Source organism: Algoriphagus mannitolivorans DSM 15301 (genome assembly GCF_000429425.1).
In the GTDB taxonomy this organism is placed as follows: Bacteria; Bacteroidota; Bacteroidia; order Cytophagales; family Cyclobacteriaceae; genus Algoriphagus; species Algoriphagus mannitolivorans.
The window spans coordinates 362,339-389,317 of sequence record NZ_AUBV01000004.1; the positions used below are offsets into that span (position 1 = coordinate 362,339).

At 45.1% G+C, this 26,979-nt stretch carries 21 protein-coding genes and 1 tRNA gene; 8 read left to right on the forward strand and 14 right to left on the reverse strand.

Annotation, left to right across the window (positions count from 1 at the left end):
- Positions 1-42 precede the first annotated feature (42 nt).
- The 5 genes from eboE to G458_RS0104255 all read right to left on the reverse strand — a co-directional run bounded on the left by eboE (position 43) and on the right by G458_RS0104255 (position 5,270).
- On the reverse strand, positions 43-1,260 hold the full coding sequence (eboE, locus tag G458_RS0104235; RefSeq protein ID WP_026950806.1) for a metabolite traffic protein EboE: 1,218 nt from the start codon (positions 1,258-1,260) through the stop codon (positions 43-45).
- An 11-nt stretch (positions 1,261-1,271) separates the two neighbouring features.
- Positions 1,272-2,426, reverse strand: coding sequence for a 3-dehydroquinate synthase (locus tag G458_RS0104240; protein WP_026950807.1), 1,155 nt, complete (start codon positions 2,424-2,426; stop codon positions 1,272-1,274).
- Positions 2,427-2,502: 76 nt separating this feature from the next.
- Positions 2,503-3,417, reverse strand: coding sequence for a UbiA-like protein EboC (eboC, locus tag G458_RS0104245; RefSeq protein ID WP_026950808.1), 915 nt, complete (start codon positions 3,415-3,417; stop codon positions 2,503-2,505).
- A 3-nt stretch (positions 3,418-3,420) separates the two neighbouring features.
- Complete coding sequence (locus G458_RS0104250; protein WP_026950809.1) at positions 3,421-4,332, reverse strand: TatD family hydrolase; 912 nt, start codon at positions 4,330-4,332, stop codon at positions 3,421-3,423.
- 50 nt (positions 4,333-4,382) lie between these two features.
- On the reverse strand, positions 4,383-5,270 hold the full coding sequence (locus G458_RS0104255) for an EboA domain-containing protein (RefSeq protein ID WP_026950810.1): 888 nt from the start codon (positions 5,268-5,270) through the stop codon (positions 4,383-4,385).
- A 221-nt stretch (positions 5,271-5,491) separates the two neighbouring features.
- Between G458_RS0104255 and G458_RS0104260 the strand changes: the two genes are divergently transcribed.
- Entirely contained in the window at positions 5,492-7,039 is a 1,548-nt protein-coding gene (locus G458_RS0104260) for a M20/M25/M40 family metallo-hydrolase (protein WP_026950811.1), read from the forward strand.
- Between the two features lie 48 nt (positions 7,040-7,087).
- On the opposite strand, the gene G458_RS20170 is transcribed toward G458_RS0104260, so the two are convergent.
- Together G458_RS20170 and G458_RS0104270 are read right to left on the reverse strand one after the other, a co-directional pair.
- Positions 7,088-8,056, reverse strand: coding sequence for an alkaline phosphatase family protein (locus G458_RS20170; RefSeq protein ID WP_084438813.1), 969 nt, complete (start codon positions 8,054-8,056; stop codon positions 7,088-7,090).
- Between the two features lie 92 nt (positions 8,057-8,148).
- Positions 8,149-9,483, reverse strand: coding sequence for a glucuronyl esterase domain-containing protein (locus tag G458_RS0104270; protein ID WP_026950812.1), 1,335 nt, complete (start codon positions 9,481-9,483; stop codon positions 8,149-8,151).
- Between the two features lie 150 nt (positions 9,484-9,633).
- Here G458_RS0104270 and G458_RS0104275 point away from each other — a divergent pair, with 150 nt between their 5' ends.
- Together G458_RS0104275 and G458_RS0104280 are read left to right on the forward strand one after the other, a co-directional pair.
- Positions 9,634-11,703: a S9 family peptidase gene (locus G458_RS0104275; RefSeq protein WP_026950813.1), complete on the forward strand. Its 2,070-nt coding sequence runs from the start codon at positions 9,634-9,636 to the stop codon at positions 11,701-11,703.
- A complete protein-coding gene (locus tag G458_RS0104280) occupies positions 11,700-12,782 on the forward strand; it encodes a serine hydrolase domain-containing protein (RefSeq protein ID WP_026950814.1) in 1,083 nt (360 codons plus the stop codon). The genes G458_RS0104275 and G458_RS0104280 overlap by 4 nt, the downstream gene beginning before the upstream one ends.
- Before the next feature lie 37 nt (positions 12,783-12,819).
- On the opposite strand, the gene G458_RS0104285 is transcribed toward G458_RS0104280, so the two are convergent.
- Positions 12,820-13,347, reverse strand: a complete 528-nt coding sequence (locus G458_RS0104285; RefSeq protein ID WP_026950815.1) for an AAA family ATPase — start codon at positions 13,345-13,347, stop codon at positions 12,820-12,822.
- Positions 13,334-13,951 carry a nicotinamide riboside transporter PnuC gene (pnuC, locus tag G458_RS0104290; protein ID WP_026950816.1) on the reverse strand — a complete coding sequence of 206 codons (618 nt, stop codon included), beginning with the start codon at positions 13,949-13,951 and terminating at the stop codon, positions 13,334-13,336. Before pnuC ends, G458_RS0104285 begins: the two co-directional genes overlap by 14 nt.
- 164 nt (positions 13,952-14,115) lie before the next feature.
- On the opposite strand from pnuC, the gene uvrA reads away from it, so the two are divergent.
- From uvrA to G458_RS0104315, 3 genes are all read left to right on the forward strand, one after another.
- Complete coding sequence (gene uvrA / locus G458_RS0104300; protein WP_026950817.1) at positions 14,116-16,932, forward strand: excinuclease ABC subunit UvrA; 2,817 nt, start codon at positions 14,116-14,118, stop codon at positions 16,930-16,932.
- A gap of 60 nt (positions 16,933-16,992) precedes the next feature.
- Positions 16,993-17,067, forward strand: a tRNA-Val gene (locus G458_RS0104305).
- 371 nt (positions 17,068-17,438) lie between these two features.
- Complete coding sequence (locus tag G458_RS0104315) at positions 17,439-18,779, forward strand: S8 family serine peptidase (protein ID WP_051287018.1); 1,341 nt, start codon at positions 17,439-17,441, stop codon at positions 18,777-18,779.
- A gap of 214 nt (positions 18,780-18,993) precedes the next feature.
- Here G458_RS0104315 and G458_RS0104325 read toward each other — a convergent pair whose 3' ends face one another.
- Positions 18,994-19,968, reverse strand: a complete 975-nt coding sequence (locus tag G458_RS0104325; RefSeq protein WP_026950819.1) for an NADPH:quinone oxidoreductase family protein — start codon at positions 19,966-19,968, stop codon at positions 18,994-18,996.
- Between the two features lie 102 nt (positions 19,969-20,070).
- On the opposite strand from G458_RS0104325, the gene G458_RS0104330 reads away from it, so the two are divergent.
- Together G458_RS0104330 and G458_RS0104335 are read left to right on the forward strand one after the other, a co-directional pair.
- On the forward strand, positions 20,071-21,459 hold the full coding sequence (locus G458_RS0104330; protein ID WP_026950820.1) for a dipeptidase: 1,389 nt from the start codon (positions 20,071-20,073) through the stop codon (positions 21,457-21,459).
- Between the two features lie 86 nt (positions 21,460-21,545).
- Positions 21,546-23,654, forward strand: coding sequence for a protein-disulfide reductase DsbD family protein (locus G458_RS0104335; protein ID WP_035467712.1), 2,109 nt, complete (start codon positions 21,546-21,548; stop codon positions 23,652-23,654).
- Between the two features lie 35 nt (positions 23,655-23,689).
- Here the strand turns inward: G458_RS0104335 and G458_RS0104340 are convergent, their stop codons facing one another.
- The 4 genes from G458_RS0104340 to G458_RS0104355 all read right to left on the reverse strand — a co-directional run bounded on the left by G458_RS0104340 (position 23,690) and on the right by G458_RS0104355 (position 26,976).
- Positions 23,690-24,340 (reverse strand): response regulator transcription factor, encoded by a 651-nt coding sequence (locus G458_RS0104340; protein ID WP_026950822.1) that lies wholly within the window; start codon positions 24,338-24,340, stop codon positions 23,690-23,692.
- An 89-nt stretch (positions 24,341-24,429) separates the two neighbouring features.
- Positions 24,430-25,200 (reverse strand): S1/P1 nuclease, encoded by a 771-nt coding sequence (locus G458_RS0104345; RefSeq protein ID WP_026950823.1) that lies wholly within the window; start codon positions 25,198-25,200, stop codon positions 24,430-24,432.
- A 59-nt stretch (positions 25,201-25,259) separates the two neighbouring features.
- The gene (locus tag G458_RS0104350; RefSeq protein WP_026950824.1) at positions 25,260-26,450 is read right to left on the reverse strand and encodes a M20 metallopeptidase family protein; all 1,191 of its coding nucleotides are present in this window, start codon (positions 26,448-26,450) and stop codon (positions 25,260-25,262) included.
- Positions 26,431-26,976 (reverse strand): SPOR domain-containing protein, encoded by a 546-nt coding sequence (locus G458_RS0104355; protein WP_026950825.1) that lies wholly within the window; start codon positions 26,974-26,976, stop codon positions 26,431-26,433. Before G458_RS0104355 ends, G458_RS0104350 begins: the two co-directional genes overlap by 20 nt.
- Positions 26,977-26,979 lie beyond the last annotated feature (3 nt).

Here is a 26,979-nt window from a genome sequence, read left to right on the forward strand (position 1 = left end):
CTGAATTCGTAAATTCATTGGTCACCGAGCTTGTCGAGGTGCCTACTCTCGCTTTATCTCCTCCATCACCCAACTCAATTCCCTGGCAATCGATTCGCCCAAGGTCAAATGAGTGTCTGCGGGAAGAACTTCCCAAGTATAGGTTTCCACTTCCAAATGCCGGGTCAGATTTGGATGGGATAAAATTTCCTTGAGCACAATTGAAATTTCCTCCTGGGTAGATTGAAATGTCCCATAATTCTCCAAAAACACAGGAACGTGAAAATGAATTCTCCATTCTTTTTCAGCAGTATTAGGAAGATGTTCCAGTGCTTGAGGTAGATCTGAATAGGAGGTATAGCCCCCCGACTCATTCCTTGCAACTACCTGATGAAGATAGGTTGACTCTGCAAACTCTTGTAAACGCTTCCCTAAGCTGAAGCGTCCATTCGGAGTAGCAGGAAGCAATGCCTTCAATGCAGCAGAAATTTGAATTTTCCCGATTTTGATACCCGCCTTGGCCAGTTTGGCGAATGTATCCGCAGGAGTTTCATAAACAATGGCAAAATGACAAACATCATAACAAGCTTGAAGATGAGTTTTGATCAATGCCTCGGATTCATCTGCTGAAATCTTCAACTTTTCAGAAAGGATTTGACGCCCTTTTGGAAGCAGCCATTGGTCAAAAAGCCAAACCAGCTCATCGGAGTTTTCCAAGATCCCATCCGGCTCCGGCTCAATGTCCAAGTGAAGTAACTTGCCGGTTTCCTGATGGATTTTGGCCAATTCCTCCACCACCTCCAATAGATGATGAGTAGCTTTTTCCATGGCCTCTGTTTTCTTTATTTCAGTAGAAAACCAATGCCGATAGGATATCGGAGAGGTAGAAATTCCACCCTCCATACCTTCTGGAAGCAATTGGGCGAGTATCCGAAAGCACCGAATGGTATAATCTCTGCGCTCAGCCGTCGTCCAATCCGGAGCATGGACCTTCTCTTTTACCTTAGTTCGGTGAAACCCCCCATACGGAAAGCAATTGAGCGTAAAAACATAGGCATTGGCTTTTTTGAGCCAATCCTGAAATTCCTTCAGCTTTTCCGGTTTTTCCAAAATAAGAGAGGCCTCGTGAGAAAGTCGCAAACCTATCCCAAAGGGACCTTTGTGCTTGAGCCTGTTTTTGACTTCGGGAATGTAGATTTTGAGATTTTCAAAAGTCGCATTCCAGCTTTCACCTGGATGGATATTGCTGCAATAACTCAGGTGGAAATCGTGGATATTCATAGGCAAAAAATTCAGGTGGAGATCAATTCAGACTTGGTCTCCAAAGTACGAAGTAATTCTACAGATTTATGAATGAGTTGGTGATCCATTTCATGGACTTCAATGCCTTTCCCCAGTTTTTCCAAAAGCATTATCGTCAACTGACCCCCTAAATGCTCCTGAAATTCTTTTAGCCCCTGAACAAGATTCTCTCCTTGAAGCTCAGGTACAAACAAATCAAAACCCAAAGTCCGCATCAAAACCAAGATCCTATTGAGGTCTTCACTTGAAATCCTTCCTTGCAAATACGAATAGGCTGAATCCAAGGCAATCCCAATAGCCACGGCCTCTCCATGTCGAATGCGAAAATCACTGAGCTTTTCCAACTTATGTGCCGCCCAATGACCAAAATCCAAAGGCCGACTTGAGCCAAACTCAAAGGGATCTTTCCCTGCAATGTGGTCCATGTGCATTTTGGCAGAGCGAATGATATGCTCCTGCATCGGTTTCATTTCTCTTTTGGCCAAGGCTTCTGCCTTTTCCTCCAACCATTCGAAGAAGCTTAGGTCTTTAATCAAGGCTACTTTGATCGCCTCCGAAAGCCCCGCTCTCCAGTCCCTGTCTTCCAGAGTAGTCAAAAAATTGAAGTCATTCAGAACAGCGGTAGGGGGTGTGAAAGTCCCTAGATAATTCTTTTTCCCAAAGGCATTGATGCTGTTCTTGACTCCGACAGCTGAATCATTTTGGGACAAAACAGTGGTAGGGATACGGACTAGTCGAATCCCGCGATGGGAAATCGCTGCTGCAAATCCCACCATATCCAAGACAGCGCCTCCTCCGATCACAGCAATGTAAGAATGCCGGTCTATGCCATAAAGGTGAGTGGCCTCCACGATCTTTTGATAGCTGGACTCCTCATTTTTACAGGCTTCTCCTCCTGGTACCACCATCGGCTCTGCAGCCATAGAAAACACCTCGGAATGGACAGAAGCATAATTTTTTATGCCCTGAATCAGATTCGGATGAAAGTCTGAAACTCCACTATCCAGGACAAATAAAACTTTGGGCACTCGCTGACCTCGCAATACATTGGCCAGAATACGGTTTTGGGGATCAAATAGATTCTCTGTAAACGCGACGGGATAGCGAAATGGAACCGAAAAGGATTGTTCGAGAATCGTATTCATAGGATTAGGCAATAGGTTATTCGGGCTTTTTCCCACCCTAAAGACAATTATGCGGGAAAATTGGTTTAAATCTAGCTCAGGTTACGGCAAATTTTTTGGCTAACCAAAGGGAAATTGGAAGAAGGATCAATACCAATATTCCAATGGTCCAATCAGAAAAAGCAGTGGCCAAAGAAGCATTCACCAAAATCAAGGAAATCACCGCCGCCTTTACAGACTTCCCAATGAATTTGGGCTCTTGGGTTCGAATAGCTTTCACCAAAGGAGGGAAGATCATTCCTCCCAATAAAATTAAGAATGGAATAACTTCCCAGTTTCCTGGCCTTTCCAAGTTGGCCAAAACCAATATCGCAAAGAGAATCAGGGCATACATACTTCCTCCGACGTAGAGAGCCTTTCTGTTTTTTCCATGCACTTCTCCTCGACTGATCATCGTGATCGATGCCACATAAATCAAAGGTAAAAACCCAACTGGCCAGGCTTTGCTCAATACCTCAGGAGCCACACTCACTCCTAAAAGCAGATTGCCCATGCGGCATAATCCCATGTTCACTGGCCCCAGAAGAAATTGATGCTTCCCCCAATAATCATACAGCACCGCACAAGCAGCAATGATAAAGGCTAAAAATCCGGCAACTTGATTGACCTGAAAAGCACAGCAAATTCCAAAAACCAGGAGCAGGGAGGACATCCCAAAAGCAACTTTTTTGGATGCCCTACCGCTGGGTATAGGACGTTCGGGACGCTCAATAGCATCCAGTTCGGCATCCGCAATATCGTTAAAGGCCACCCCTCCCGCATACAATCCAATTGTACTCAATGAAAGCCAGAGAAGATTTTGCCAAAAGGACTGAGTTCCCAGCTGAAGGTCAGCCTGCATAAAAGACCAAGCTCCGGCAATGGCAAAACCCGCCCAGATATCTGCAATTGCGGTAATTACATTTGCAGGGCGAGTAAGTTGTAAATAGGCGAAGAGTGATGTTTTCTTCATGGATTAATTCTCCACACGATCCGCTGGGCCTTCGACTCTGGGCACCTGTCCTCCACGAAGTACGGAGTTACCTCCCATTTTTTTGGTTTGATCAATAGGCGGTGCTTTCAACCAGTCGTCTTCATGCATTTGTCCACTCAGGCCAAAAACTGTCAAGGCATTAGAATAGGTCGTCATGCGAACATGCTCTTCGGGAATTCCCATTTTACGCATCAAGTTGGCCGTTTTGGGTACGGCCAAAGGATCAGAAATCCCCCAGTCTGCCGCAGAATTGACGATAATCCGCTCTGGCCCATATTGCTTGACGATCTCTACCATTCTTTCCGAACCCATTTTGGTATGTGGATAAATAGTAAATGCTGCCCAAAATCCCCGATCCAAAACCTCCTTCACGGTCTCCTCATTATTGTGGTCAACTACCACCCATCCCGGATCCATTCCATGCTCCTCTGCCACATCCATAGATCGGGTAGTTCCTCGCTTTTTGTCTCGGTGAGGGGTATGAATCAAAACCGGCAGATTGACATCTTTGGCCAGCTCCAACTGTAATCGGTAGAATTTGTCCTCAGCTTCCGTCTGGTCATCGTACCCAATCTCTCCGATGGCTACCACTCCTTCTTTGCCGGCATAGAGCGGAAGTAATTCCATCACCTGTTCTGCCAAAGGGATATTGTTGGCTTCTTTGGAATTTAGCCCCATGGTGCAATAGTGTACAATTCCAAACTGGCTTGCCCGAAATCTTTCCCAGCCGACCAAGGTGCTGAAATAATCCTTGAAGGAACCAACTTCGGTCCGAGGCTGCCCCAGCCAAAACGCAGGCTCGATGGTGGCCACAATTCCAGCTTTTCGCATGGCTTCGTAGTCATCAGTGGTACGGGATACTAGGTGAATATGGGGATCTATGTACATTTCCATCATTGATTTATTAAGCGTGAGGATTTTAAAATTAAGAATTTTGACCAGGATCAGGCTTTTTGAGATTCAAAGTCCTTCCCGATTTTTTCCCAGGTAATTTCACCGTACTCAATAGCCGAAACCAACTCAGGGAAAGATTGAAGCAGGTTTTTTGCGGGCTGATAGGAGCATTGATATATCGCCATAACTCCGGCTTCGGCCTCCAATTGATTTTCTGAGAAGACGACTTTTTTCAAATCTTCAAGTAGGTTTTCATTCACAAAAGGAACCACCAGTCTCCATAATTCCGGCATCACTGGCCTTCCGGCTGCCCATCTCTCATGGGCAAAATCTGATGCAATTTCGGCTAAGGCTTGGTTTCTCCGATCATCCAATCCTTGAATCCGATATATCGGACGCTGCATAAAGATCGATTTCAAAACCATCTGATTCCAGTTGGCCTCCGGAAATCGCTCTTTCGGATAAGGATTATTCAAAGCGATAGCGTCAAAAATCACGGTCATATTGGTTCGGCAGCCATCGATAGCCCGGCTGAGCAAATCATCCTGAAATGGCATCAAGGGCAATGCGGCATACAAAGCCTGCTGTTCATGGTAATCCCCAGTTTCAAAAAGCTGGTTGATGGCTTTAAACCAAGAGTCTTTTTCCTGAGGAAAATGAAGTAAAATGAAAGTTCGGGCAGTTTGCAGGCAATCCCAATGACTCGGGTCAAAACCGGGACCCAACTCAGCAGCTGCTTTCCTCTCCGAATCAGTGAGTGCTAAAGCCTCTTTTTTGAAAAATCGGGACGCCTGGGAGAACGCCAGAAAAAACTTCGTAGCAGCACCATCTTGGCTTACTTTTTCAGCCTGATTTTTCAGCCATTCCAAGGATTTGGCCTCAGCTCTGGATTCCAGGAGACTCAATAAAAAGACATTTGAATTATTTTGGGTTTGCATAGAGGCATTGGGTTTCAACAAGGAATTAAAGTAAGTCCAAAACTCTGACAATTGCCAAGCAGAAATGCTTTGGTCGGTTGGAAAAAGGGCCTTTCCTGACAAAAATCAGTACTGGACTGTGCTGGTTCTGAATAAAAAAGGGCCGTAAAAAATCCTCTTTCCACCAACGGTATGCAAAATATCTGAAGTGAGCCTATTTTTAATTTCTAAACTAAATCAATATGAAAAAAGTGTACCTGTATGGTCTCGGGTTGATGCTTTTGTTGACTGGACAAGTTCAGGCTCAAAGCCAGGAAGTCATCAATGCCATCATCAAGGAGGCTAATGAAAACTCCAAGCTGGAGGTTTTGGCCCATGAATTAATGGATGGAGTGGGACCTCGACTGGTCGGCTCTCCTCAAATGCAGAAAGCCCACGATTGGGCAGTCCAGAAATACCAGTCTTGGGGAATTCCAGCCCGCAATGAAAAGTGGGGAGAATGGAGAGGTTGGGAAAGAGGCATCACCCACATCGACATGATTGCTCCTTGGACCAAGTCCTTGGCAGGTACTCAATTGGCCTGGAGTCCATCTTCTCCAAAAGGAGGAGTAACCGGAGAAGTCGTGATTTTACCGGAGTTTGCAGATTCCTTGGCGTTTCAGAAGTGGTTGCCGACAGTGAAAGGAAAGTATGTGATGATCTCTGCTCCTCAACTCACCGGCAGACCGGAATACAACTGGGAAAAATGGGGAACCAAAGAATCTCAAGAAAAAATCAAAGCTGATCAGTCTAAAGTGGAGTCTGCTTGGAATACCCGCCTCCAAAAGACCGGCAAAAACAGGAGAGACTTGCCTATTGCATTGGAAAATGCTGGGGCGGCAGGTATCATCACCTCCTATTGGTCCAGAGCCTTTGGAGCTAATAAAATTTTCTCTGCTTCCACCAAGAAGGTTCCAACTGTTGACCTTTCTTTGGAAGATTATGGCATGCTTTTCCGATTGGCTGAAAGTGGCAAAAAGCCTCAAATTCATTTGAATGCCCAATCCAAAGAAACGGGAGTCCAGCCTACGTTCAATACCATTGCCGAAATCAAAGGTTCAGAAAAGCCCGAGGAATACGTGATGCTTTCTGCACATTTTGACTCTTGGGACGGGGGAACCGGAGCCACTGACAACGGAACCGGAACCATCCTGATGATGGAAGTGATGCGGATTTTGAAGCAAGTATATCCAAACCCAAAAAGAACCATCTTGGTGGGCCATTGGGGATCGGAAGAACAAGGTCTGAATGGCTCTAGAGGTTTTGTGGAAGATCATCCCGAAATGATGGATAAAATCCAGGTTCTTTTCAACCAGGATAACGGAACCGGGCGTGTTGCAAACCTTTCCGGCCAGGGCTTTGTGCATAGCTACGAGTACTTAGGTCGTTGGCTGAACAAAGTTCCTAGAGAAATCAGGTCTGAAATCGATTTGGATTTTCCTGGTAACCCCGGCGGAGGGGGATCCGACTATGCCTCCTTCGTAGCAGCAGGAGTGCCTGCGTTTAACTTAAGCTCCTTGAGCTGGGATTATGGCACACAGACTTGGCATACCAATATGGACACCTACGACAAGATTGTATTTGACGACGTAAGAAGCAATGCTGTCCTTGCCGCAATTATGGTCTATATGGCTTGCGAGGAACCAGAAATGGTTTCTAGAGAAAAGAGAGTTCCATTGAACTTCAGAACAGGGGAGCCTACCGAATGGCCGACCCCAAGATCACCCAACCGTAAAGGCGGAATGGATTAACCCATTAAAGGCTCGGGATTTGATCTCGAGCCTTTTTTCATTTTTATGCTAATTCTTATTTAGAAGACTTTCCCCATCCCAGTTTTTGCTTTGCGCCTCCGGAACAGAGACTTCCAAAAAATCAATCAAGGTAGGCAGGATATCCACCATGGAAGCTTTTCCTGAATGGAACCTGGAATTCAAATTGGAAAAATTAGTCAACATCCAAATCTCACGCTCCGAATCACTTTGGCCCCCATGATCCTTAAAATCAGGCGCGCGCCTTCCATGATCCGTGGTAATCCAGATCAACCACTCCTCATTATAATTTTTTTCCCGAAACTGTATCGCTTCCCAAATTCGGCCCACTTGCTGATCGGCCAGCTCGATGGCCGAACTCAGTTGAGGACTTTTTCCAAACCGATGTCCCATGTCGTCGGTATATTCCAAATAAACCCAAGACAAATCCGGTCCCTCCGTTTGAAGGATATGAGCTGCCTCGTAGGAAACCAAGTTGTCAATTTTCTGGATGTATTGCTTATCCGAATCATGTGGATAAGTCAGGGTATCTTTTTCAAAACCATCAAAAACAAAATCCAATTTAAATCCTCCGGTTTCCTTAAGCCCTTCTCCAAGCAGCTTGGTTCGGTTGTCTTCCCAAGTAGAGAAAATACCAAGTTTTGCTGAGGGCTTGGCTTCTCTAAAAAGTCGAAATATGGTCCAATAGCTATAATCAGGAGCCTTGATATCATTATCCCAGACTTGGTGCTTATTAGCCCACGTACCTGTCAAAAGCGAATTGTATCCCACCGCGGAAATGGTCGGGGTTTCGGTTTTGCCTCCCTTTTCACCTCCGGTAAAAGCGCGTGCATATCCTCCTGCTTTTGCAATTCGATCCAAATTCGGAGTATTAGCCAATTCGAGCTCCTCTGCCGGTATCCCGTCCAGAATAATAAAAACGAGCTTTTTTTCCTGAGAAAACCCAAAAACAGGGTAAAGCCAAATCAGAAAGAAAAAGATAAACCTATTGAACATCATCTTTATTTCATGATCTCCAGAATCAAAATTCCTAATTCCTAATTCCTAATTCCTAATTCCTAATTCCTAATTCCTAATTCCTAATTCCTAATTTATTTCCCCAAATACCTTTCCGCCCACACGATGAAAAACGGCCAATTTGGACCTACGGTATGTCCGCCTTCATGCTGCCGAAAGGCCAAATCCCCTGAATTCAAATTTGTGCCCAAAGGTGGAAATTCCCGAACGGGCAATGGTTTTTTCCCAAAAAGTTCATAAACCGGCCCGGCCAATACTGCTGCATCAAACATTCCTTTTCCGTCTATCCACTGTCCCTCCACAGTCGGGGAGCCCACAGAAATAAACATTGGCCTAGGAGCACACAAGGCTATCAGCTCATGTGCGTCGATAGGCAAATCATCTTGAGTCATTGGCCCCGCATATCGGATAAAGTTCGGTGTAAACCAATGATACTCTCCCGAAGAAGCCAAGTTTTCAATCTGCTCTCCGAAGACTCTTTTCAGCAATTTGGCTCCACCAGCGCCTGAGGAACCGATCAATCCCATTGAAAATCGATCATCGTAAGCAAGGGTCACCAAGGCTGCTTTGCCATATCGGGACAATCCCTCAATCACCACTTTTTGAGCATTTATTTTGGAATCGGTTGCCAAAAAATCCAATGCACGGCTAGCTCCCCAAGCCCAGGCCTTCAGCGTGCCCCAATCCTCTAATTTTCTAGGCTTTCCCTTATTGACCAATCCGATAATTCCAGATCGAAGTCCTGCCCCGTTGTCCGCTTGGTAGCTGGTGGGGATAATGACTCCAAAACCCCAGCCTTCTGCCAACACTTGCTCCTGCCAACTTGGACCGGGAGGGGATGTTGGTCTTTGCATGCCGGCAGGCCAGATCCATCCAAATTCCAGAACAAGGGGCACAGACTTATCCACATTTTTTGGCACGCCATATTCAAAATCTATGGATACTGAAATCTCCGGAAAAGCTGAGTTATCCACAAGCCCTTTCATTTTCCGGTATCGAGTCAAGGTCTCACCAATCAGGGAATCTTTTTCCCAGACTATTTCCCAATTCACCTCAGGTAAATTTTGCGGCGTCCGTCCATACATCTCCCGATCAAACAATTCGAACAACTCCTGTTTCCTCTTTTTCCAATCCTCCACATTTTTCACTGGAGCTCCATCTTCAAAGACTAGCGGATCGGGAAGGTTGACCAACTTAACCTTGCTCTCATCTGTATTGGCAGCATTGGGTGCTTGGGGATTCCCGGAGGGTCCCGGGCGGAGGCTTTCAAGGCCCAGGCGATCCATCATCAGGCGATGATCCGCCTGCGTGAGTTGATTGATACTGTCCCGCTGAGCTTGGGAAAGCTGGGAATGGCCTTCCACTGAAATCAGGAAAAGCCCTACCAATAGGATGAAGGTTTTTTTCATAGGTCATAGGGTTTAAGAATCAATAAGCTAAAGAAATATTATTGCTTTTGAGAATAAGATTATCCCAATGGAACGGGTGACCAAATCAAAGGTGAAAACCAACTTGTACTGGAGCGGTGGGATGCTTAACTTCATCAAAACCACCGACTCATGAAAAAATATCTTTTTCTCTTTCTCCTTCTGATTTGCCCCTTTGTCCTGCAGGCCCAAAGTATGGCAGATTATCTCTCCGCACCTTTTCCAAGCTACCTCACTGCGAGCCCTGACGGAAAAACCATCGCTTGGGTGTTCAATGACCAAGGTGAGCGAAATATTTTCATAGCTAATGCTCCTGATTTTTCAACCCAAAAACTAACAGACTTTAAAGGAGATGAAGGTTTGGATCTGGGACCACTTACTTTTTCCCCTGATGGAAAAACACTTCTATTCGTCCGTGGGAATTCCAGAAACTCTTCCGGTCAGGCTGCAAATCCAGCCCAGCTGCAGTTCAACACGGATAAGAAAATTTTTGCCTTGGATCTAAGTTCTGGTAAGCATCGCTGGTTTGCCCCGGGAGCCTCGCCGGTATTCAGCCCGGATGGAAATCAGGTAGCATTTTTAATCGGAGGGGCCGTGTATCTCAAGGCTCTTCAGGACACCACGTCCTCTACCAACCAGCTTTTCACCGCTAGGGGAAGTGCTTCGATGATGGGATTTTCTCCAGATGGGAAGTATTTGAGTTTTGTGTCCCAAAGGGGAGATCACTCCTATGTCGGCCTTTGGGATTTGGCAAAAAAAGAATTGAAATATGCAGAAACCAGTTTGGATTTTGATTCCTATCCAGCTTGGAATCCGGACGGAAAAAAGCTAGCCTACCTGCGAATTCCCAATATTAACAACCTACTTCCTTTTACCGCTATCACCCAGGCTAACCCATGGAGCATCCGAGTGTTTGATGTGGATAAGTGGCAGGGAAAGGAAGTTTGGAAAGCTGATCCCGGTAGAGGGTCCGTGATGGTGGATGACCTTCCGGCTCAAGGAGAAAGGCTTTGGTGGGCAAAAGACGGTTCCCTGATATTTTCATGGGAAAAAAATAATTGGATGCACCTGTATGCCATCCATCCAGAAACGAAAGCGCTCAAACACCTAACTCCCGGCGAAGGCCAGGTGGAATGGATCCATCAATCCCAAGATGGAAACTCCCTGCTGGTCATGCATAACATTGGAAACATTGACAGAAGACAGGTATCTCAACTCGACTTATCCACATTTTCTTTGAATTTGCTCAGTGACCCAAAAACCATCAATTGGGGGGCGGTAAAGATTGAAAATGGGATTGCTTTCTTCTCTTCCGATTGGAACAAACCCGGCTGGCCGATGGTCCAGGTCAATGGTAAAACTCAGGCATTAGCTCAGGATTTTTTTCCCAATAACTTTCCAAAATTCCATGCACAACCCATCCCGATTCGATTGAAGGCAAAAGATGGCTTCGAAAGCTTTGGACAAGTCTTCTTACCCAAGGATTATGAGCCTTCCAAAAAATATCCCGCAGTGATCTTCATTCATGGAGGCAGCAGACGACAAATGCTTCTGGGATACAACTATGGAGCATACTATTCCAACACTTATGCTGCCCAGCAATACTTTGCCTCCCAAGGCTACATTGCACTTACCTTGAATTACCGAAGTGGAATTGGCTATGGGATGGATTTCCGGGAGGCAGAAAATTACGGAGCCGGAGGAGCCAGTGAAGTACAGGATTTGATGGCTGCCGCAGAATACCTGGCCTCCAGACCAGATGTGGATAAGTCCAGAATTGCCCCTTGGGGGGGAAGCTATGGGGGATATATGACCGCACATGCGCTTTCCCAAGCACCGGAGAAATTTCACGTGGGCGTGGATATTCATGGGGTACATAATTGGAACAATGATATTCCGGTATTTGCTCCTTGGTATGAGCCGGAGAAATTTCCAGAAATGGCAGCATTGGCATTCAAATCATCCCCTATTGCCTATGTGGATAAGTGGGAGGACCCCGTCCTATTAATTCATGGAGACGATGACAGGAATGTTCTTTTTTCCGAAAGCGTTGAGCTTGCTGAAGTGCTTCGGAGGCAGGGAGTGCATGTAGAGCAAATCGTATTTCCGGATGAGGTTCACTTCTTCCTTCTACACCGGAATTGGGTCAATGCCCTGAGCGCTACTTTTGAATTTATTCATCGCCATTCTTCTGTAAAATGAAAAAGTTATCCACACTTCTTTTCCTTCTTTTTCTTGTCCTAGGCTCGGTATTAGGACAGAAAAAAATCATGGAGTCCGCCATTCAACAGGCGCAAGTTCAGGGATTTTCAGGAGTCGTTTTGGTCGCTGAAGATGGAAAAATCTTAATGGAACGAGCAATCGGCTTACGGTCTTTTGAGGAAATGATTCCGCTTGAGGCAACGGATATTTTTGAGATGGCTTCGGTTTCTAAGCAGTTTACCGCCATGGTGATTTTGCAGTGTATGGAAAAAGGACTGCTAAACTTGGATGACCCAGTGGATAAGTATCTTAAGATTCCCTATTCTGGGATCAGCATCAGAAATCTATTAACCCATACCAGTGGACTACCGGACTATCAAGCGATCATGGACGCTCACTGGGACAAAAGCAAGGTGGCTACCAATCAGGACATTTTGGAGTATCTCAATCGATATTCTCCACCGAAACTTTTTGAGCCCGGGGAAAAATACACGTACAGCAACACAGGCTATGTGCTTTTGGCCAGTATCGCAGAAAAAGCTAGCGGAAGGGATTTTATTGAGCTTTCGAGAGAATGGATTTTCAGGCCTTTAGGGATGAAAAACACCGATATCCGGACTCTGGAGGAAAAGGCTTCGATATCCAACTTTGCCGCCGGACATTTAATAGATAATGGCGGTAACTATGTCAACGCCAATAAATTTCATGCTTCCGACTACACCGTCTGGCTGGGAGGAAGAAAAGGTCCGGGAAGAGTCAGCAGTACCGCCCGGGATTTATTGCTTTGGGATCAGGCACTTTACACGGAAAATCTGGTGACCAAAAAGACGTTGGAAGAAGCCTTTTCTCCCTTCATTCTGAATGATGGAACCCGTAGTTTTTACGGATTTGGATGGGAGCTGGAGCCCAAAAGCCCTTTTGGAAAAATGGTCATGCACACGGGTGACAACCCAGGGTATAAAACTATCCTCGTTCGGTTTATGGAAGAGAACAAAACCATCATTGTCCTAAACAATAATGCTCATTCAGATCAGATCAAATTAGTGGAAGCCGCTACCCTGGCATTGAGGAAGTGGTAAGCAGATGGTAAGATTACAAGATTGGAAAATTGAAAGATTAATACCCCAGATTCTTAATTGCCTCTACAGAAGATTGGAGTCGGGATTCTTTATTTCCTGACACGATCAAAAACGGGAATCCGCTTCCACGCGCCAGGTTGAGATATTTTTCAAAAAAATATTCTCGCATTTCTAGCTCAGGGTATTCCCTCAGGGGGTCCGGCTCCCATGGCAGATCGGTATCTGTCAACAGAATCAAATCGTATTTCCTTTTTGAAATTTGATCCATTACCCATGGATCGGTTTTCCCATATTTATGCTCAGACCAAATGTGGATAACTCGCAAATCCGTATCGCAGAAAAGGAGTTTCTTTGCTTTTTGAGCTTGCCGGTCCTCTTGGAAAATTTGTCCTTTTCCGATCTCTGCCAAATCCTCATAGCGGTATTCCCTTCCCAGTTTTTCCAAATATTCCCTAGCATATTCGGGAACCCAAGGCTCTCCAAAATAATTTGCCAAATCCTCCGCAAGAGTGCTTTTCCCCGTGGATTCAGGACCCAAGATCAAAATTCGCTTAGGCTCTTGCATAGGCTTTGGCGGATTTGATCCAGGCAAATAATCCCATAAATGCCAGAACGGTGAAGAACATAAACTGGAATGAAGTCAGAATTAGGCCTTTGTAGAAATAAAGAGGAACTGACACCAAGTCCGTAATGATCCAAAAAATCCAGTTTTCTACCTTCTTCTTGGCCATCATCCACATGCCCACAAAAGCTGATGCCGTGGTGAAAGAGTCCCAATAGGGAACATCACTATCCGTGAAATTGCTCAAAACAAAGGAGAGGGAAATGTAAGAAGCCAGAAAAATCAACCCTGCACTCAACCATCCTTTTGGACTCAGCCAAGTCACAGGCAGGACAGGTTGATTGTCTTTGGGATGAGTCCAAACATACCAGCCGTAAATGGACATAGTGAAGTAATAGGCATTGATCCCCATATCTGCATATAGCTTGTATTGCAGGCAGATCCAAACATAAATAAGGGTAGAAATAATCCCGGTCGGGTAAACCCAGATATGTTCCTTCATGGAATAAAAGACCGAGGCTATGCCAAAGAACACGGCCACAGCTTCGAGCCAGGTCATGTTTTTAAGACCTTCTGCCAGTCCATCCAGAAGAAATTGAAAATCCATGCTGCGAAGAAAAGGATAATAATTTGAAGATTGGAAAATTGAAAGATTTCAAAATATTACCCAAGCTCAAATTCTCTGAACAAGTAAAAGGTTGTCCCAACAATTTCCCACAAGATTCCAACTTTCTTACCAGTTCCCCTGTTTGATTGTTAACTTTGCCAGCTATGACTTTGAGCACTTTACCAGCTATCCAAGATCTCGATTCCCTCGATCCCAAAGAGTATATCATTATCAAAAACGCCCGGGTCAATAACCTCAAAAGCCTAAGTGTTGCCATTCCCCGAAACAAATTTGTGGTGGTGACGGGACTTTCAGGTTCAGGAAAATCCTCCTTGGCTTTTGACACCCTTTTTGCCGAGGGGCAGCGAATGTATGTGGAAAGTCTTAGCTCCTATGCCCGCCAATTTTTGGGCAGAATGGAAAAACCGGATGTGGAATACATCAAAGGCGTAGCTCCTGCCATTGCCATTCAACAAAAGGTCAGCACCAAAAATCCTCGTTCCACCGTCGGCACCACCACAGAAATCTACGATTACCTGAAGTTGCTTTTCGCAAGAGTAGGCAAAACCTATTCTCCAATCTCCGGAAAGGAAGTCAAACATCATACGGTTACGGATATCGTGGATTATATCCTCTCTTTTGAAGAAGGCACCAAAGTGATGATTTCCTGCCCCTTGCAGATAGTAAAAGGGAGAAAAATCGAGCAAGAACTTGAGCTTTTGTTGCAAAAAGGATACACCCGGATTCTGATCGATGGAGAGGTCTATTTTGTGGAGGATTTGATTGGTGAAAAGAAAGTTCCTAAGGGCAAATATGAAATTCTGATCGACCGCGCTTCGGTAAGAAAAGACGACGAAGACAACCAGTTTCGAATCGCGGATTCTGTGCAAACAGCCCTATTTGAAGGACACGGAGACTGTAAAATCACCATTCCCGAGCTGGAAACACGTTCGTTTTCGGACCGATTTGAGCTAGACGGAATTAGCTTTGAATTACCATCGGTAAACTTCTTCTCCTTCAACAATCCCTATGGAGCCTGCAAACGATGTGAGGGTTTTGGAAATGTGCTGGGGATAGATCAAGACTTGGTAATTCCAGACAAGGATCTTTCGGTATATGAAGGGGCCATTGCACCATGGAGAGGAGAAAGTGCCAAAGGATGGCTGGAACCCTTGTTGAAAAAAGGCATTGAGTTCGATTTCCCGATACATCGATCCTACAACGAACTGACCGAGAAAGAGCAGGAACTGCTGTGGACTGGTAATAAATACTTCAAAGGTCTCAACGCATTCTTTGAAGATCTGGAAACCAAAACGTATAAAATCCAATATCGGGTGATGCTCTCCAGGTTTCGGGGAAGAACTACCTGCCCGGACTGCCGGGGAACCAGGCTACGAAAAGATGCCTCTTTCGTGAAAATTAGCGAAAAGTCAATCACAGATTTGGTATTGATGCCGATCGAAGAGGCCTTGGATTTTTTCAACAATCTTCAACTCAGACCCCACGAGGCCAAAGTTGCCAATCGCCTGCTCAAAGAAATCACGAGCCGATTGGAATTTATGGATCAGGTGGGTCTAGGTTATTTGACCCTGAATCGGCTTACTTCCTCCCTTTCCGGAGGGGAGTATCAACGAATCAAACTTGCCACTTCCTTAGGCTCTGCCTTGGTGGGCTCCATGTATATTCTCGACGAACCCAGCATTGGTCTTCACCCAAGAGATACCGACAGATTAGTAGGTGTCTTGAAAAGTCTCAAAGAGCTCGGCAATACCGTCATTGTGGTAGAGCATGAGGAAAAAGTCATGAAAGCTTCCGACCAAATCATCGACATCGGTCCGGATGCAGGGATACATGGAGGTGAATTGCTTTTCCAAGGTAAAATTGAAGACTTAATCCTGTCGGGAAAAACTTATACCGCCAAATACCTGAGAGGAGAGGAGAAGATTTTTGAAAAATCCGGAAACAGGAAATGGAAAGACTCTATCACCGTGAAAGGTGCCAGAGAAAACAACCTGAAAAACCTGACCGTCCAATTTCCTCTCAATACCCTAACTGTAGTCACTGGTGTATCAGGCTCAGGAAAGTCCACTTTGATCAAAAAGGTACTTTATCCTGCTTTGGGAAAAATGCTGGGAACAGTAATCGATGAAGGAGGAAAATACGACCGAATTGAAGGAGATTACAAACGAATTACCCAGGTAGAATTTGTAGATCAGGATCCTATCGGGAAATCCTCCCGCTCCAATCCTGTAACCTATGTCAAGGCCTACGATGCTATCCGAAATCTATTTGCTGAACAACCATTGAGTAAACAAAGAGGGTACAAACCTGCATTTTTCTCCTTCAATGTGGATGGGGGGCGCTGCGAGGGATGTCAGGGCGAGGGTACCACCACGGTGGAAATGCAGTTTATGGCTGATATCCACTTGACTTGCGAATCCTGCAAAGGCAAGCGATTTAAAAATGAAATTCTGGAGGTCAAATACAAGGACAAGGATATTTCAGAAGTGTTGGCTATGACCATTGACGAGGCCTTGGAGTTTTTCAAGGGAAAAAACCAGATTATCAACCGCCTGCAACCTCTGCAGGAAGTAGGATTGGGTTACATCGGCATGGGTCAAAGTTCGAATACCCTTTCCGGAGGAGAAGCTCAACGGGTGAAATTGGCCTCCTTCCTGGGAAAAGGTGGGACGAAAAGCGGAGATCATATTCTTTTTATTTTCGACGAGCCGACCACCGGCCTTCACTTTCATGACATCAGCAAATTGCTTCATTCCATCAATGCGCTGATTGACCAAGGACACTCGGTCCTCATTATCGAGCACAATACGGAGGTCATCAAATCTGCCGATTGGGTGATTGATTTAGGTCCCGAAGGAGGAAATAAAGGTGGGTATTTGACCTTTGCCGGAACTCCGGAAGATTTGGCGAAGGAAGAGGGAAATTACACCGCGAAGTATTTACGGGAGAGTTTTGTATAAGTAAAAACCCTCCAAGGGTTGCGAACCCTTGGAGGGTTATCTATATTCGCAAAACAATTTGGAATCTTAGCTCAGTTGGTTTAGAGCGCTGCTTTGACAGAGCAGAGGTCATGGGTTCGAATCCCTTAGATTCCACTTTTTTACTCTTATAGCTTACCAATAGAATCTCCTCTTTTTATAATCCCTTGATCTTTTTGAAGAAGTCATCTCCTTGGGATAGAGCTTCTATTCGATCATTGTCGGTACTTTCATATACGAAAAAAAGCAGATCAAGAATTATATTTTGTTATTCAAAAATTTATAAAATTTTGTTTTGATTTATTCTTTCCAAAAAATACATTTGGTCAGTTTATCACTCCAATATGCATATAGTCCGAATTCAAATGGCCTGTGAAACTCCAGGCATTTTTAGCGCGGAATTGACCGCCTCCCTTCCCAAGGAGGCGGTTTTTTTATCTCTAAAATCAAAGAGCAAATAACTGTATATCACCTAATTATAATGTCTTATGAAAAATACGACTACTCAATTTGACTTGGTAAAGAAGTTCTTGAAAGGATCATTTCTGCTTTTGTTCCTGATAGGTTGTCAGGATTTGGAGTCCCCTGTATTGGAAGAACAGGATAATGCCTTGGAATTCTATTCTGAGTCAATCCCAGGGGAATACATTGTCCGATTAAATCCCTTGACGCTAAACTTCAGAAAAACAAATCATTATCCGTCAGATCAGGCTTCGATGAGAAAATTTGCCGGAGATATTTTGGCAACGCACAAGATTTCTGCGGACAAGATACAACTTACCTATGCCGCAGCTCTAGAGGGGTTTTCGGCCAAACTGAGTCCAGAACAAGTTGATGCGCTTCGAAAAGACTCCAGAGTATATTATATCGAACAAGATGAAATCATTACACTTGGAAAGCCTGAAAATGGGGGAGGAGGAAAAGGAAATGGAAAAGGGGGTAATAAAAACCCCGAGCCTGCGCCTGAACCAACTCCAGATCCTACGCCCGATCCAACTCCAGACCCTACGCCTGATCCCTCACCTACTCCCTATGAGCCTGAAACTTCCGCCCCAACACAGGAAGTACCTTGGGGAATCCAGAGAATCGGTGGATTTTCAACTTACAGAGGAACTAACGTTGCCTTTGTCATAGACACCGGTATCGATTTGGATCATGTGGATTTGAATGTGAATACCGCTTTAGGCTTTAAAGGGGTTCCGGATGAGGTGAGTACCACCCTAGACGATGAGCACAGCCATGGAACTCACGTGGCTGGAACCATTGCCGCTGTTAACAATACTTTTGGGGTAGTTGGCGTAGCAGCAGGTGCTCCTGTCGTACCAATCAAAGTCCTCGGACCAACTGGCAGTGGTCAAAAATCTTGGGTAATTGCAGGAATTGACCATGTGGCAGCCGTTGGTAAACCCGGAGATGTAGCCAATTTAAGTTTGGGTGGCTCTGCAAGCTTGGCTCAGGATGAGGCCGTAAAAAATGCTGCCAACAAGGGAATTTTCTTCGTAATCGCTGCAGGAAACAATGCAGCAGATGCAAACTTGTACTCTCCGGCACGAGTAAATGGAACCAATATTTACACTATTTCCTCTATGGATAGCAATGGCGCACTTTCCTCCTTCTCAAACTTTGGAAATCCACCCATTGATTTTGCAGCACCTGGAAGAAGTGTCAAATCCACCATGCCTGGAGATGCCTATGGAAGCAAAAGCGGCACTTCTATGGCTACTCCTCATGTAGCTGGGATGTTGTTATTAGGAGGTGTCCGAGGAGAAGGTTTTGTCACCGGAGACAAGGATGCTACACCGGATCCCATAGCCTTTAGGGTTTTTTAATTTGACTTTATATCATAAACAAAGGCACAAAGTCGGGAAGATTTTCCTCTCGTTTTACCATGAAAATCGGAAGTTTGATTTACGGTTTTCATGGTATTTTTTTTAAAAAATCTATTCACCACTGATCGACACGGATTTGATTCGCTGATCTTCATAGATTTTATCCGCGTATTTCTGTGTGTTTTTCTGCGAAAATCTGCGGGAAATAAAACCATCAAATCACCACCACCCCTTTGCCCAGCATTTTTCTTTCCAAAATAGCCTGCAAGGCTTGCGGAGCATCTTCCAAAGTATAACTTCTCCCGATATGCTGACGGATTTTTCCTTCCTGAATCCAAGCTACTAACTGCTGGATATTCTGGAAGCTTTTTTTGGCCTCCATCTTAGAAAACTGTCCCCAAAAAACTCCCATGATGGAGCAGCCTTTGAGCAAGGGTAGATTCATCGGGATTTGAGGGATTTCCCCATTGGCAAAGCCCACTATCAAGTATCGGCCCTTCCAAGCCATTCCCCGGAGAGCTGGTTCGGTGAATTTTCCTCCCACTGGATCATAAACCACATTCACGCCTTTCCCTCCCGTCAATTCTTTGATTCGTGTTTTTAAGTCCTCTGATTCGTAATTGATGGTTTCTGAGGCTCCTTTTTCTCGACAAAGCTGGAGCTTTTCTTCAGAGGAAGCCGCGGCAATTATTTTTGCTCCCATCAGGTTTCCAAGTTCCACGGCTGCTAAACCCACACCTCCGGCGGCACCCAAGACAAGCAAGGTTTCACCCGGCTGAAGATTTGCCCGGTCTTTCAGCGCATGATAGGAAGTGCCATAGGTGTAAAGGGTGGTAGCTGCAATTTCGGGAGCCAATCCAGGCGGCAATGGGAATACCCGGTCGGCATCCACGGCCACTTTTTCTGCAAATCCTCCCCAACCACAAAGAGCCAAAACTTCCTGCCCAATCCGAAATTGGGAAACCTGGTCTCCCTTGGCAATGATCTTTCCAGCAACTTCTCCTCCGGGGGAAAAGGGAAGTTCAGGCTTAAACTGATATTTATTTTGGATGATCAACACATCGGGAAAATTAACCCCACAAGCCTCCACGGCAATCAAAACTTGATTGGATGCCGGGATAGGATCAGGTAAATCACCAAAAGTCAATTTTTCAGGCATTCCAAACTCATTGCATATTATCGCCTTCATTTCCGTATATCCTTTAATTATCAATAAAAACCATTTCCAAACTAGGCAAATCATCCCGAATGGAATAATTTTGAGGCCTTTAGAATCTAAACTTACCCAAATATGTCAGCAGCTGCATTTATCGAAAAAAACAAAGACCGATTTTTAAACGAACTCCTGGATCTCCTTCGAATTCCTTCCGTGAGCGCAGACCCAAAATTCAAAAATGATGTTTTTGCAGCTGCCCAGTTTGTGAAAGGATCTTTGGAAAAAGCCGGGGCTGATGTGGCCGAAATCTGTGAAACCCCGGGATATCCCATCGTATATGGAGAAAAGATCATCGACCCTTCTCTACCGACAGTTCTGATCTATGGCCATTACGATGTTCAGCCGGCCGATCCCTATGAGCTTTGGGACTCTCCTCCATTTGAGCCAGTGATCAAAAATACCGCTATTCATCCAGAAGGGGCAATTTTTGCCCGAGGATCAGCCGATGATAAGGGGCAATTTTACATGCATGTGAAAGCATTCGAAGCGATGATGGCTGCGGGAGAACTCACCTGTAATGTCAAATTCATGATCGAAGGTGAAGAAGAAGTCGGATCGGATAATTTGGAAGGCTTTGTCCTGGCAAACAAGGAAAAGTTGAAGTCTGACGTGATTTTAATATCCGATACACACATGATCTCCATGAAAGACCCGTCCATCACCGTTGGACTGAGAGGGCTGACCTACATGGAGGTGGAAGTGACGGGAGCCAACCGCGATCTACACTCCGGGACTTATGGCGGAGCGGTAGCAAATCCCATCAATGTCCTTTGCAAAATGATCGCTTCACTCAAAGATGAAAATGAGCATATCACGATTCCGGGATTTTATGATAAAGTCCAAGAATTAAGTGACGCGCAAAGAAAGCGGCTAAACGAGGCTCCTTTTGACCTGAAGGAATATCAGGACAAATTGGAAATCGAGGCTGTTCACGGTGAAAAGGGATACACCACCATTGAGCGGGTGGGGATCCGACCAACCTTGGATGTCAATGGAATCTGGGGGGGATATACCGGAGAAGGAGCTAAAACAGTCCTTCCTTCAAAGGCTTATGCAAAAATCTCCATGCGCCTGGTGCCTGATCAAAACTGGCAGGAAATTGCTAAGCTGTTTGAAGACCATTTCAAATCCATCGCCCCAGCAGGAGTAAAGGTGAAAGTAAAAGCCCATCACGGAGGTGCTCCGGCGGTAGTGTCTGATTCTTCAGTAGGCTACCAAGCAGCAGAGGCAGCCATGCAAGAGACCTTTGGAAAAAGACCGATCCCCACCCGTGAAGGAGGTTCGATTCCCATTGTTGCTTTGTTTCAAAAGGAGCTAGGGTCGGACCCGATTCTATTTGGTTTTGGTTTAGATACAGATGCTTTGCATTCTCCAAATGAACATTATGGGGTAAAAAACTATTTCATCGGTATCGAGACCATTGCTGCCTTTTTCAGGCATTTTACTGCCTTGAACCAAAAATGATCCTTGTTGCCAAAATCAAACTTTAAAGATTATAAATCAGGCCTCTTTCCTAAATTCCATAGAGTCAGCGTAAATACAGTTTATACATGACATTCCAAGCCCAAAAGTTCGGCAGATTTCTGATCCCGGCTTTTCTATTGATCTCTTTCCTCGCTCAGGCCCAGCTCGTGAAACCCCCGAAATGGACCTATTCCCTGGAGCCCAAAAGCCTTCAGACAGGAGAGACTTCCATTTTGGTAATGGAAGCGGAGATCCCCATGGGTTGGTATGTTTATTCCAATGATTTTGACAAGAATCTTGGTCCTCTCCTGACGGAATTTGTACCAGCTCCCTCAGAGGATTATTCCATAGCCGGCAAACTGAAGGCGATAAACCCCAAGAAAAAGTTTGATGAAGTTTGGAAAGGCGAGGTGACTTATTTCATGGGAAAAGGGCGATTTGAACAGCCTGTCATTCTTAAAAAAACCTCAGGTGTTCTCAAAGCATCTTTGGAATATCAGATGTGTTCAGACCTTACCGGTCAATGCATCAATTATGAAGAAGATATTGAGATTAAGTTTACTGCTAAGGAAGGTCCTGTCCCTGAAGCTCCCGTAGAAGCAGCCTCCAATTCCAGCCTAGGAGATAACACTGAAAAAATCTCCGACTCGGTAACTCAGGAATCCCCTTTCACATTAAGCACTACTTCGGAGGAAGTCGAGAAGCTAGAAGAAAAGGTGGGCAGTTCATCCGAAGATGAACCCCAAACTTTCACTTCTGAGGTGGCTGGTGAATCACTTTGGGGATTTATGGTCTTGGCATTCTTGGCTGGTTTGGCCGCATTGCTGACACCTTGTGTTTTCCCGATGATTCCGATGACGGTAAGCTTCTTTACCGGAAGGGCCAAATCCAAAACTCAGGGAATACGGCAGGCCTTTATTTATGGAATTTCCATCATTGCTATTTATACCGTTGCTGGAACTGCCGTGGCTGCTATCCAAGGGCCGGAATTTGCCAACTGGCTGGCCACTCACTGGGTACCCAACCTATTTTTCTTTGGTGTATTTATCTTCTTTGCTTTGGCTTTTTTGGGAATGTTTGAACTCAATTTGCCTACAAGCTTTGTGAATAAAATGGATGCCAAAGCCGAACAAGGAGGCCTTGCCGGGATTTTCTTCATGGCCTTCACATTGGTTTTGGTCTCCTTTTCCTGTACTGGCCCAATCGTGGGATCCATCCTGATTTCCTCTGCTGGAGGAGAACTGGTCAAGCCGGTATTGGGAATGTTTGCCTTTGGTCTGGCCTTCGCCATCCCGTTTACTCTCTTTGCAATTTTTCCCGAATGGATGAACCGCCTGCCTAAATCCGGAGGTTGGCTGAATTCCGTCAAAGTAGTTCTGGGATTTTTGGAACTGGCCTTGGCTTTCAAATTCCTTTCCATCGCGGATTTGGTGTATCATTGGGGTCTTTTGGACCGGGATATTTTCTTGGTCATCTGGATTGTCATTTTCGGAGCTCTTGGGCTGTATTTACTAGGAAAAATCCGGTTGCCACACGACAGTCCTGTGGAAAGCATAAACGTGCCAAGATTACTTTTGGCCTTGCTGACCTTCATGTTTGTAGTCTATATGATTCCTGGGCTATTTGGAGCTCCGCTCAAGTATCTCAGCGGTTATTTGCCTCCATTGACCACCCAGCAATTTAAAATCGGTGAGGTCAGCGCAACCACTGAATCGGATCGAGCACCTGTCAAATATGGAGATCTACTGGAAATCCCTTACGGCATTCCTGGATATTTCGATTATGAGGAAGCTCTTGCTGCGGCGAAAAAAGAGGGAAAACCGCTGTTAATTGACTTCACCGGACATGGATGTGTCAATTGCCGAAAGATGGAAGAAAATGTCTGGTCAGATCCTCAGGTGTTGGCTCGGTTGAAAAATGACTTTGTGATGGTGGCATTATACATCGACGAGCGACTGGAACTCCCTGAAAGTGAGTGGTACACCTCTTCATATGATGGTAAAGTAAAAAAGACCTTGGGGAAGCAAAACGCCGATTTTCAGATTACCCGGTTTAATAACAATGCCCAGCCCTATTATGTAATTCTGGATCATCAAGAGCAGCTTTTAGCTCCTCCTCGGGGATATGAAACGAATATTCCAGCGTTTGTGGAGTTTTTGGATGGAGCCAAAAATGAATTTAAAGCTAGAAATTGAAAGTTTAAACTCTTCATTTTCAACTTTAAACTCCCTTATCCTTCAATAATCCGGTTTTTCACGGCCTTTTGTACCGCCTCCATTTTATTGTGAACCTGAAGCTTTCCATAGATATTTTCAAGATGCTTCCTTACCGTTTTAGGAGAGATAAATAGGTTTTCCCCGATTTGGTTGTAGTTGAGGCCTTTCGCGGTTTGCTCCAAAATCTCAATTTCCCGAGGAGTAAGGCTAAGGTCTTCTTTCGTTTCTTCAAAATTTGGTGGGTTCCGAAGGAGTTTTAGTGTCTTCAAAGCAATCGCTGGAGTCATCGCGGCTCCCCCCTCCAAAGTGTCCAAAATCCCTTGATGCAAAGTTGGAGGATCCACCTCCTTCAAAAAATATCCATTGGCACCGGCTTGAATAGCCCGAAAGATGTTCTCGTCATTATCAAAAACAGTCAGCATGATTGTTTTGATCTGAGGGTACTTTTGGGAAACTTGCTCCACGGCCTCTATTCCGTTCATTTTGGGCATCTCAATATCCATGAGAATGATCTGAACATTGGAATCCTGCGCAAGTTTTTCGAGTAAATCCAGCCCATTTTCGGCGATCCATTTTACTTCCAAATCTTCAAAAAGGCTCAACTTATCCTTTATAGCTTTGAGCAAGAATGAGTTGTCCTCGGCGATGGCAAGTTTGATCTTCATCTTCTGGCTTAGATTTGAATGTTTAAAATAAAAAAACGGCTTCCTTCATCCTAAGAGAAAAAAACCGTTTTCACCAGATTGAGAAAGAATCAATAAATCTCTTCCAGAATTTGAGCCAATCGTACGCTGGCAGCGATCATTCTTTCCTCAGCAATGGAATAATTGTCGTAGATGTATTGGTAGCTTATCTTTCCATTTTCGGGAAGTTTGTACACCATTGGTCTAAAACTTACCGCTTCCTGCAGCCAATTTTCCATGGTTGCGGCACGGTACTGAGCTTTCGTTCCTTTGTTAAGTCTTCGGTACAACTCATCGGCAATTTCGGTATAGCTCATTCCTTGGCGATCAATCATTCCACTATCCCAAACTGCATGAAGGTTGGTCGGTTGGCCAAAAAATTCCAGCTTTACATCATTGCCTCCTCGGTCATTTCCGGTTCCGACATGCAAGGGCTGATGGATGTCCTCCACCATATGGATCAGCATTTTCAGCTTTTCCGCCTCAGTTTTAGGATCCAGACCCCCTTTTTTTAATTCCTCCTTGATCCTCTGAATAGCTTCATAGGCATCGCCACCTTTTTCCTGAATACTCGGATCATATTCTCCCGCATTGCTGGTCAGGTAATGCCAGGTGGTCGCATAATCATAGGCTTTGTCAGAACGTATTTCGTCCATCCAAGTCCCACTTCTTCCCAAAGACATCGGGAAAAGCACCTTTTCGACTTTCTTACGGGTGGATTTTTTCATTTGCTTCTCAGCCATATACCCGATCAGGTAGTGTCCAAGTTGTCCCCAAGCAAAGGCTTGGGTAGCCTGCATGCTCAAAAGCAGTGTGAGCGTCAGTAGGTAAGTTTTTTTCATAGAGTTATACTAAAAAAGCGAAGATAAGTCTCCGCTTGTAATAGAAGGTTAAGGAAATTTTAAGCTTTGGAAAGTTCAGATACCGCCAACCAAGCCAACAAGCCTGCGCCGATTTCAAGTGCATCCTCTTCAATGTCAAAGGTGGGTGTATGCACACTGGAAACGATCCCTTTGGCTTCATTCCGCGTCCCAAGACGATAGAAACATCCGTCAATTTCCTGAGAATAAAAGGCAAAATCTTCCGCGGCCATCCAAATATCCAGATCCAGGACATTTTCCTCTCCCAAATAATCCTTAGCAGCTTCAATCGATCTAGCCGTCAATTCCGGATCATTCTTTAGGAAAGGGTACCCTTTTCGGATCTCAAAATCGAGTTGTCCTCCCATTCCTTCAACGATGCCATGGGCAATTTGAAGCATTCTTCGGTGAGCCTCAGCTCGCCATTCCTCGTCGAGGGTCCTAAAAGTTCCCTGGATTTTTACCTCATTAGGGATCACATTGGTTGCTCCTAAAGCTTCCACTCTTCCAAAGGAAAGAACAGAGGGGATTTTAGGGTTGGCAACACGACTCACAATCTGCTGCAAAGCCACAATCATATGAGAAGCCATCAATACCGGATCGATGAAAGTCTCCGGCATGGCACCGTGTCCGCCTTTTCCTTTGACAGTCACATAAATCTCATCCGTACTGGCCATGTAGATTCCAGGACGAAAACCAACTTTTCCGGCTGGAATAAAAGGCATCACATGCTGGCCGATGATTCCATTGGGACGCGGGTTTTCTAGGACTTTGTCTTTAATCATCAAAGAAGCTCCTCCCGGAACAAGCTCTTCTCCTGGCTGAAAGATAAGTTTGATGGTCCCTTCAAACTGATCCTTGACCCCGTGAAGGATTTTTGCCGCACCAAGGAGAGATGCAGTATGTGCATCGTGGCCGCAGGCATGCATGACTCCGGGATTTTGGGATTTATAGGAAACCTCATTGGCTTCTACTATGGGAAGGGCATCCATGTCTGCCCGTAGGGCGATGACTTTTTTGTCCGGGTTCTTTCCTTTGATTAAGGCAGACCAGCCAGTTGTGGCTTTTTTCTCTAACTCAGTGATGCCGATTTCACGGAGTTTGGCCTCCACAAACTCTGCCGTCTTGAATTCCTGAAAGGAAAGTTCAGGATTGGCGTGCAGGTGTCGACGAAGGGCAATGACTTCTTCCTTATACTCTTGGGCTAGAGATTTAATTTTGGCTTTCAGCATTGGAGTCTGAAGAGTTAGAATAAACGTATTCTTTTCGCTGAAATCTATCGGGGATTATTCTGGCAGAAGGAAAGACTCCTTTGATTTGCGAAAACACGCTTTGGGCTTCAATTTTATAGGCATATTTCCCGACTTTCACCAAGTATCTCGGCTGTTGGTATTGCATTTCAGCTTCCATTTCCGGGAAATATTGAGCTAAATCGCTCTGGGTTTTGAAGGCTTGGTCTCGGTTGACTCCAGAATAAACAAGAACCGTGTACCCAGTGAAGTAAAGTTCAGATCTATTCTTTTCATATAATCCTCTCTGAAGAACATCCAGCCGTGAATCCACAGCCTGAACTGAGACTTCCGAATCTTCAGAAGGAATGTTATCAACCCGAGTCTGGAAATCCGGATATTCTGGCAAAGAGCCCATCAGGTTTTCTTGGTAGTTAGCATAAGAATTGGCGTCGCTTTCTACTACACTTCCAGTGGATTTACATCCCCAAATGATCAAAATTACCAGAGCTATCCAGATTCTGTTCATATC

Coding starts and splice junctions, on each gene's coding strand:
- G458_RS0104340 (WP_026950822.1), bottom strand. CDS start 24,340: ATGAAGATCAAACTTGCCATCGCCGAGGACAACTCATTCTTGCTCAAA.
- G458_RS0104325 (WP_026950819.1), bottom strand. CDS start 19,968: ATGAAGGCGATAATATGCAATGAGTTTGGAATGCCTGAAAAATTGACT.
- G458_RS20170 (WP_084438813.1), bottom strand. CDS start 8,056: ATGATGTTCAATAGGTTTATCTTTTTCTTTCTGATTTGGCTTTACCCT.
- G458_RS0104345 (WP_026950823.1), bottom strand. CDS start 25,200: ATGAAAAAAACTTACCTACTGACGCTCACACTGCTTTTGAGCATGCAG.
- G458_RS0104240 (WP_026950807.1), bottom strand. CDS start 2,426: ATGAATACGATTCTCGAACAATCCTTTTCGGTTCCATTTCGCTATCCC.
- G458_RS0104315 (WP_051287018.1), top strand. CDS start 17,439: ATGAAAAATACGACTACTCAATTTGACTTGGTAAAGAAGTTCTTGAAA.
- eboE (WP_026950806.1), bottom strand. CDS start 1,260: ATGAATATCCACGATTTCCACCTGAGTTATTGCAGCAATATCCATCCA.
- G458_RS0104330 (WP_026950820.1), top strand. CDS start 20,071: ATGTCAGCAGCTGCATTTATCGAAAAAAACAAAGACCGATTTTTAAAC.
- G458_RS0104270 (WP_026950812.1), bottom strand. CDS start 9,483: ATGAAAAAAACCTTCATCCTATTGGTAGGGCTTTTCCTGATTTCAGTG.
- G458_RS0104350 (WP_026950824.1), bottom strand. CDS start 26,450: ATGCTGAAAGCCAAAATTAAATCTCTAGCCCAAGAGTATAAGGAAGAA.
- G458_RS0104355 (WP_026950825.1), bottom strand. CDS start 26,976: ATGAACAGAATCTGGATAGCTCTGGTAATTTTGATCATTTGGGGATGT.
- pnuC (WP_026950816.1), bottom strand. CDS start 13,951: ATGGATTTTCAATTTCTTCTGGATGGACTGGCAGAAGGTCTTAAAAAC.
- eboC (WP_026950808.1), bottom strand. CDS start 3,417: ATGAAGAAAACATCACTCTTCGCCTATTTACAACTTACTCGCCCTGCA.
- G458_RS0104260 (WP_026950811.1), top strand. CDS start 5,492: ATGAAAAAAGTGTACCTGTATGGTCTCGGGTTGATGCTTTTGTTGACT.
- G458_RS0104255 (WP_026950810.1), bottom strand. CDS start 5,270: ATGCAAACCCAAAATAATTCAAATGTCTTTTTATTGAGTCTCCTGGAA.
- G458_RS0104275 (WP_026950813.1), top strand. CDS start 9,634: ATGAAAAAATATCTTTTTCTCTTTCTCCTTCTGATTTGCCCCTTTGTC.
- uvrA (WP_026950817.1), top strand. CDS start 14,116: ATGACTTTGAGCACTTTACCAGCTATCCAAGATCTCGATTCCCTCGAT.
- G458_RS0104250 (WP_026950809.1), bottom strand. CDS start 4,332: ATGGAAATGTACATAGATCCCCATATTCACCTAGTATCCCGTACCACT.
- G458_RS0104335 (WP_035467712.1), top strand. CDS start 21,546: ATGACATTCCAAGCCCAAAAGTTCGGCAGATTTCTGATCCCGGCTTTT.
- G458_RS0104280 (WP_026950814.1), top strand. CDS start 11,700: ATGAAAAAGTTATCCACACTTCTTTTCCTTCTTTTTCTTGTCCTAGGC.
- G458_RS0104285 (WP_026950815.1), bottom strand. CDS start 13,347: ATGCAAGAGCCTAAGCGAATTTTGATCTTGGGTCCTGAATCCACGGGG.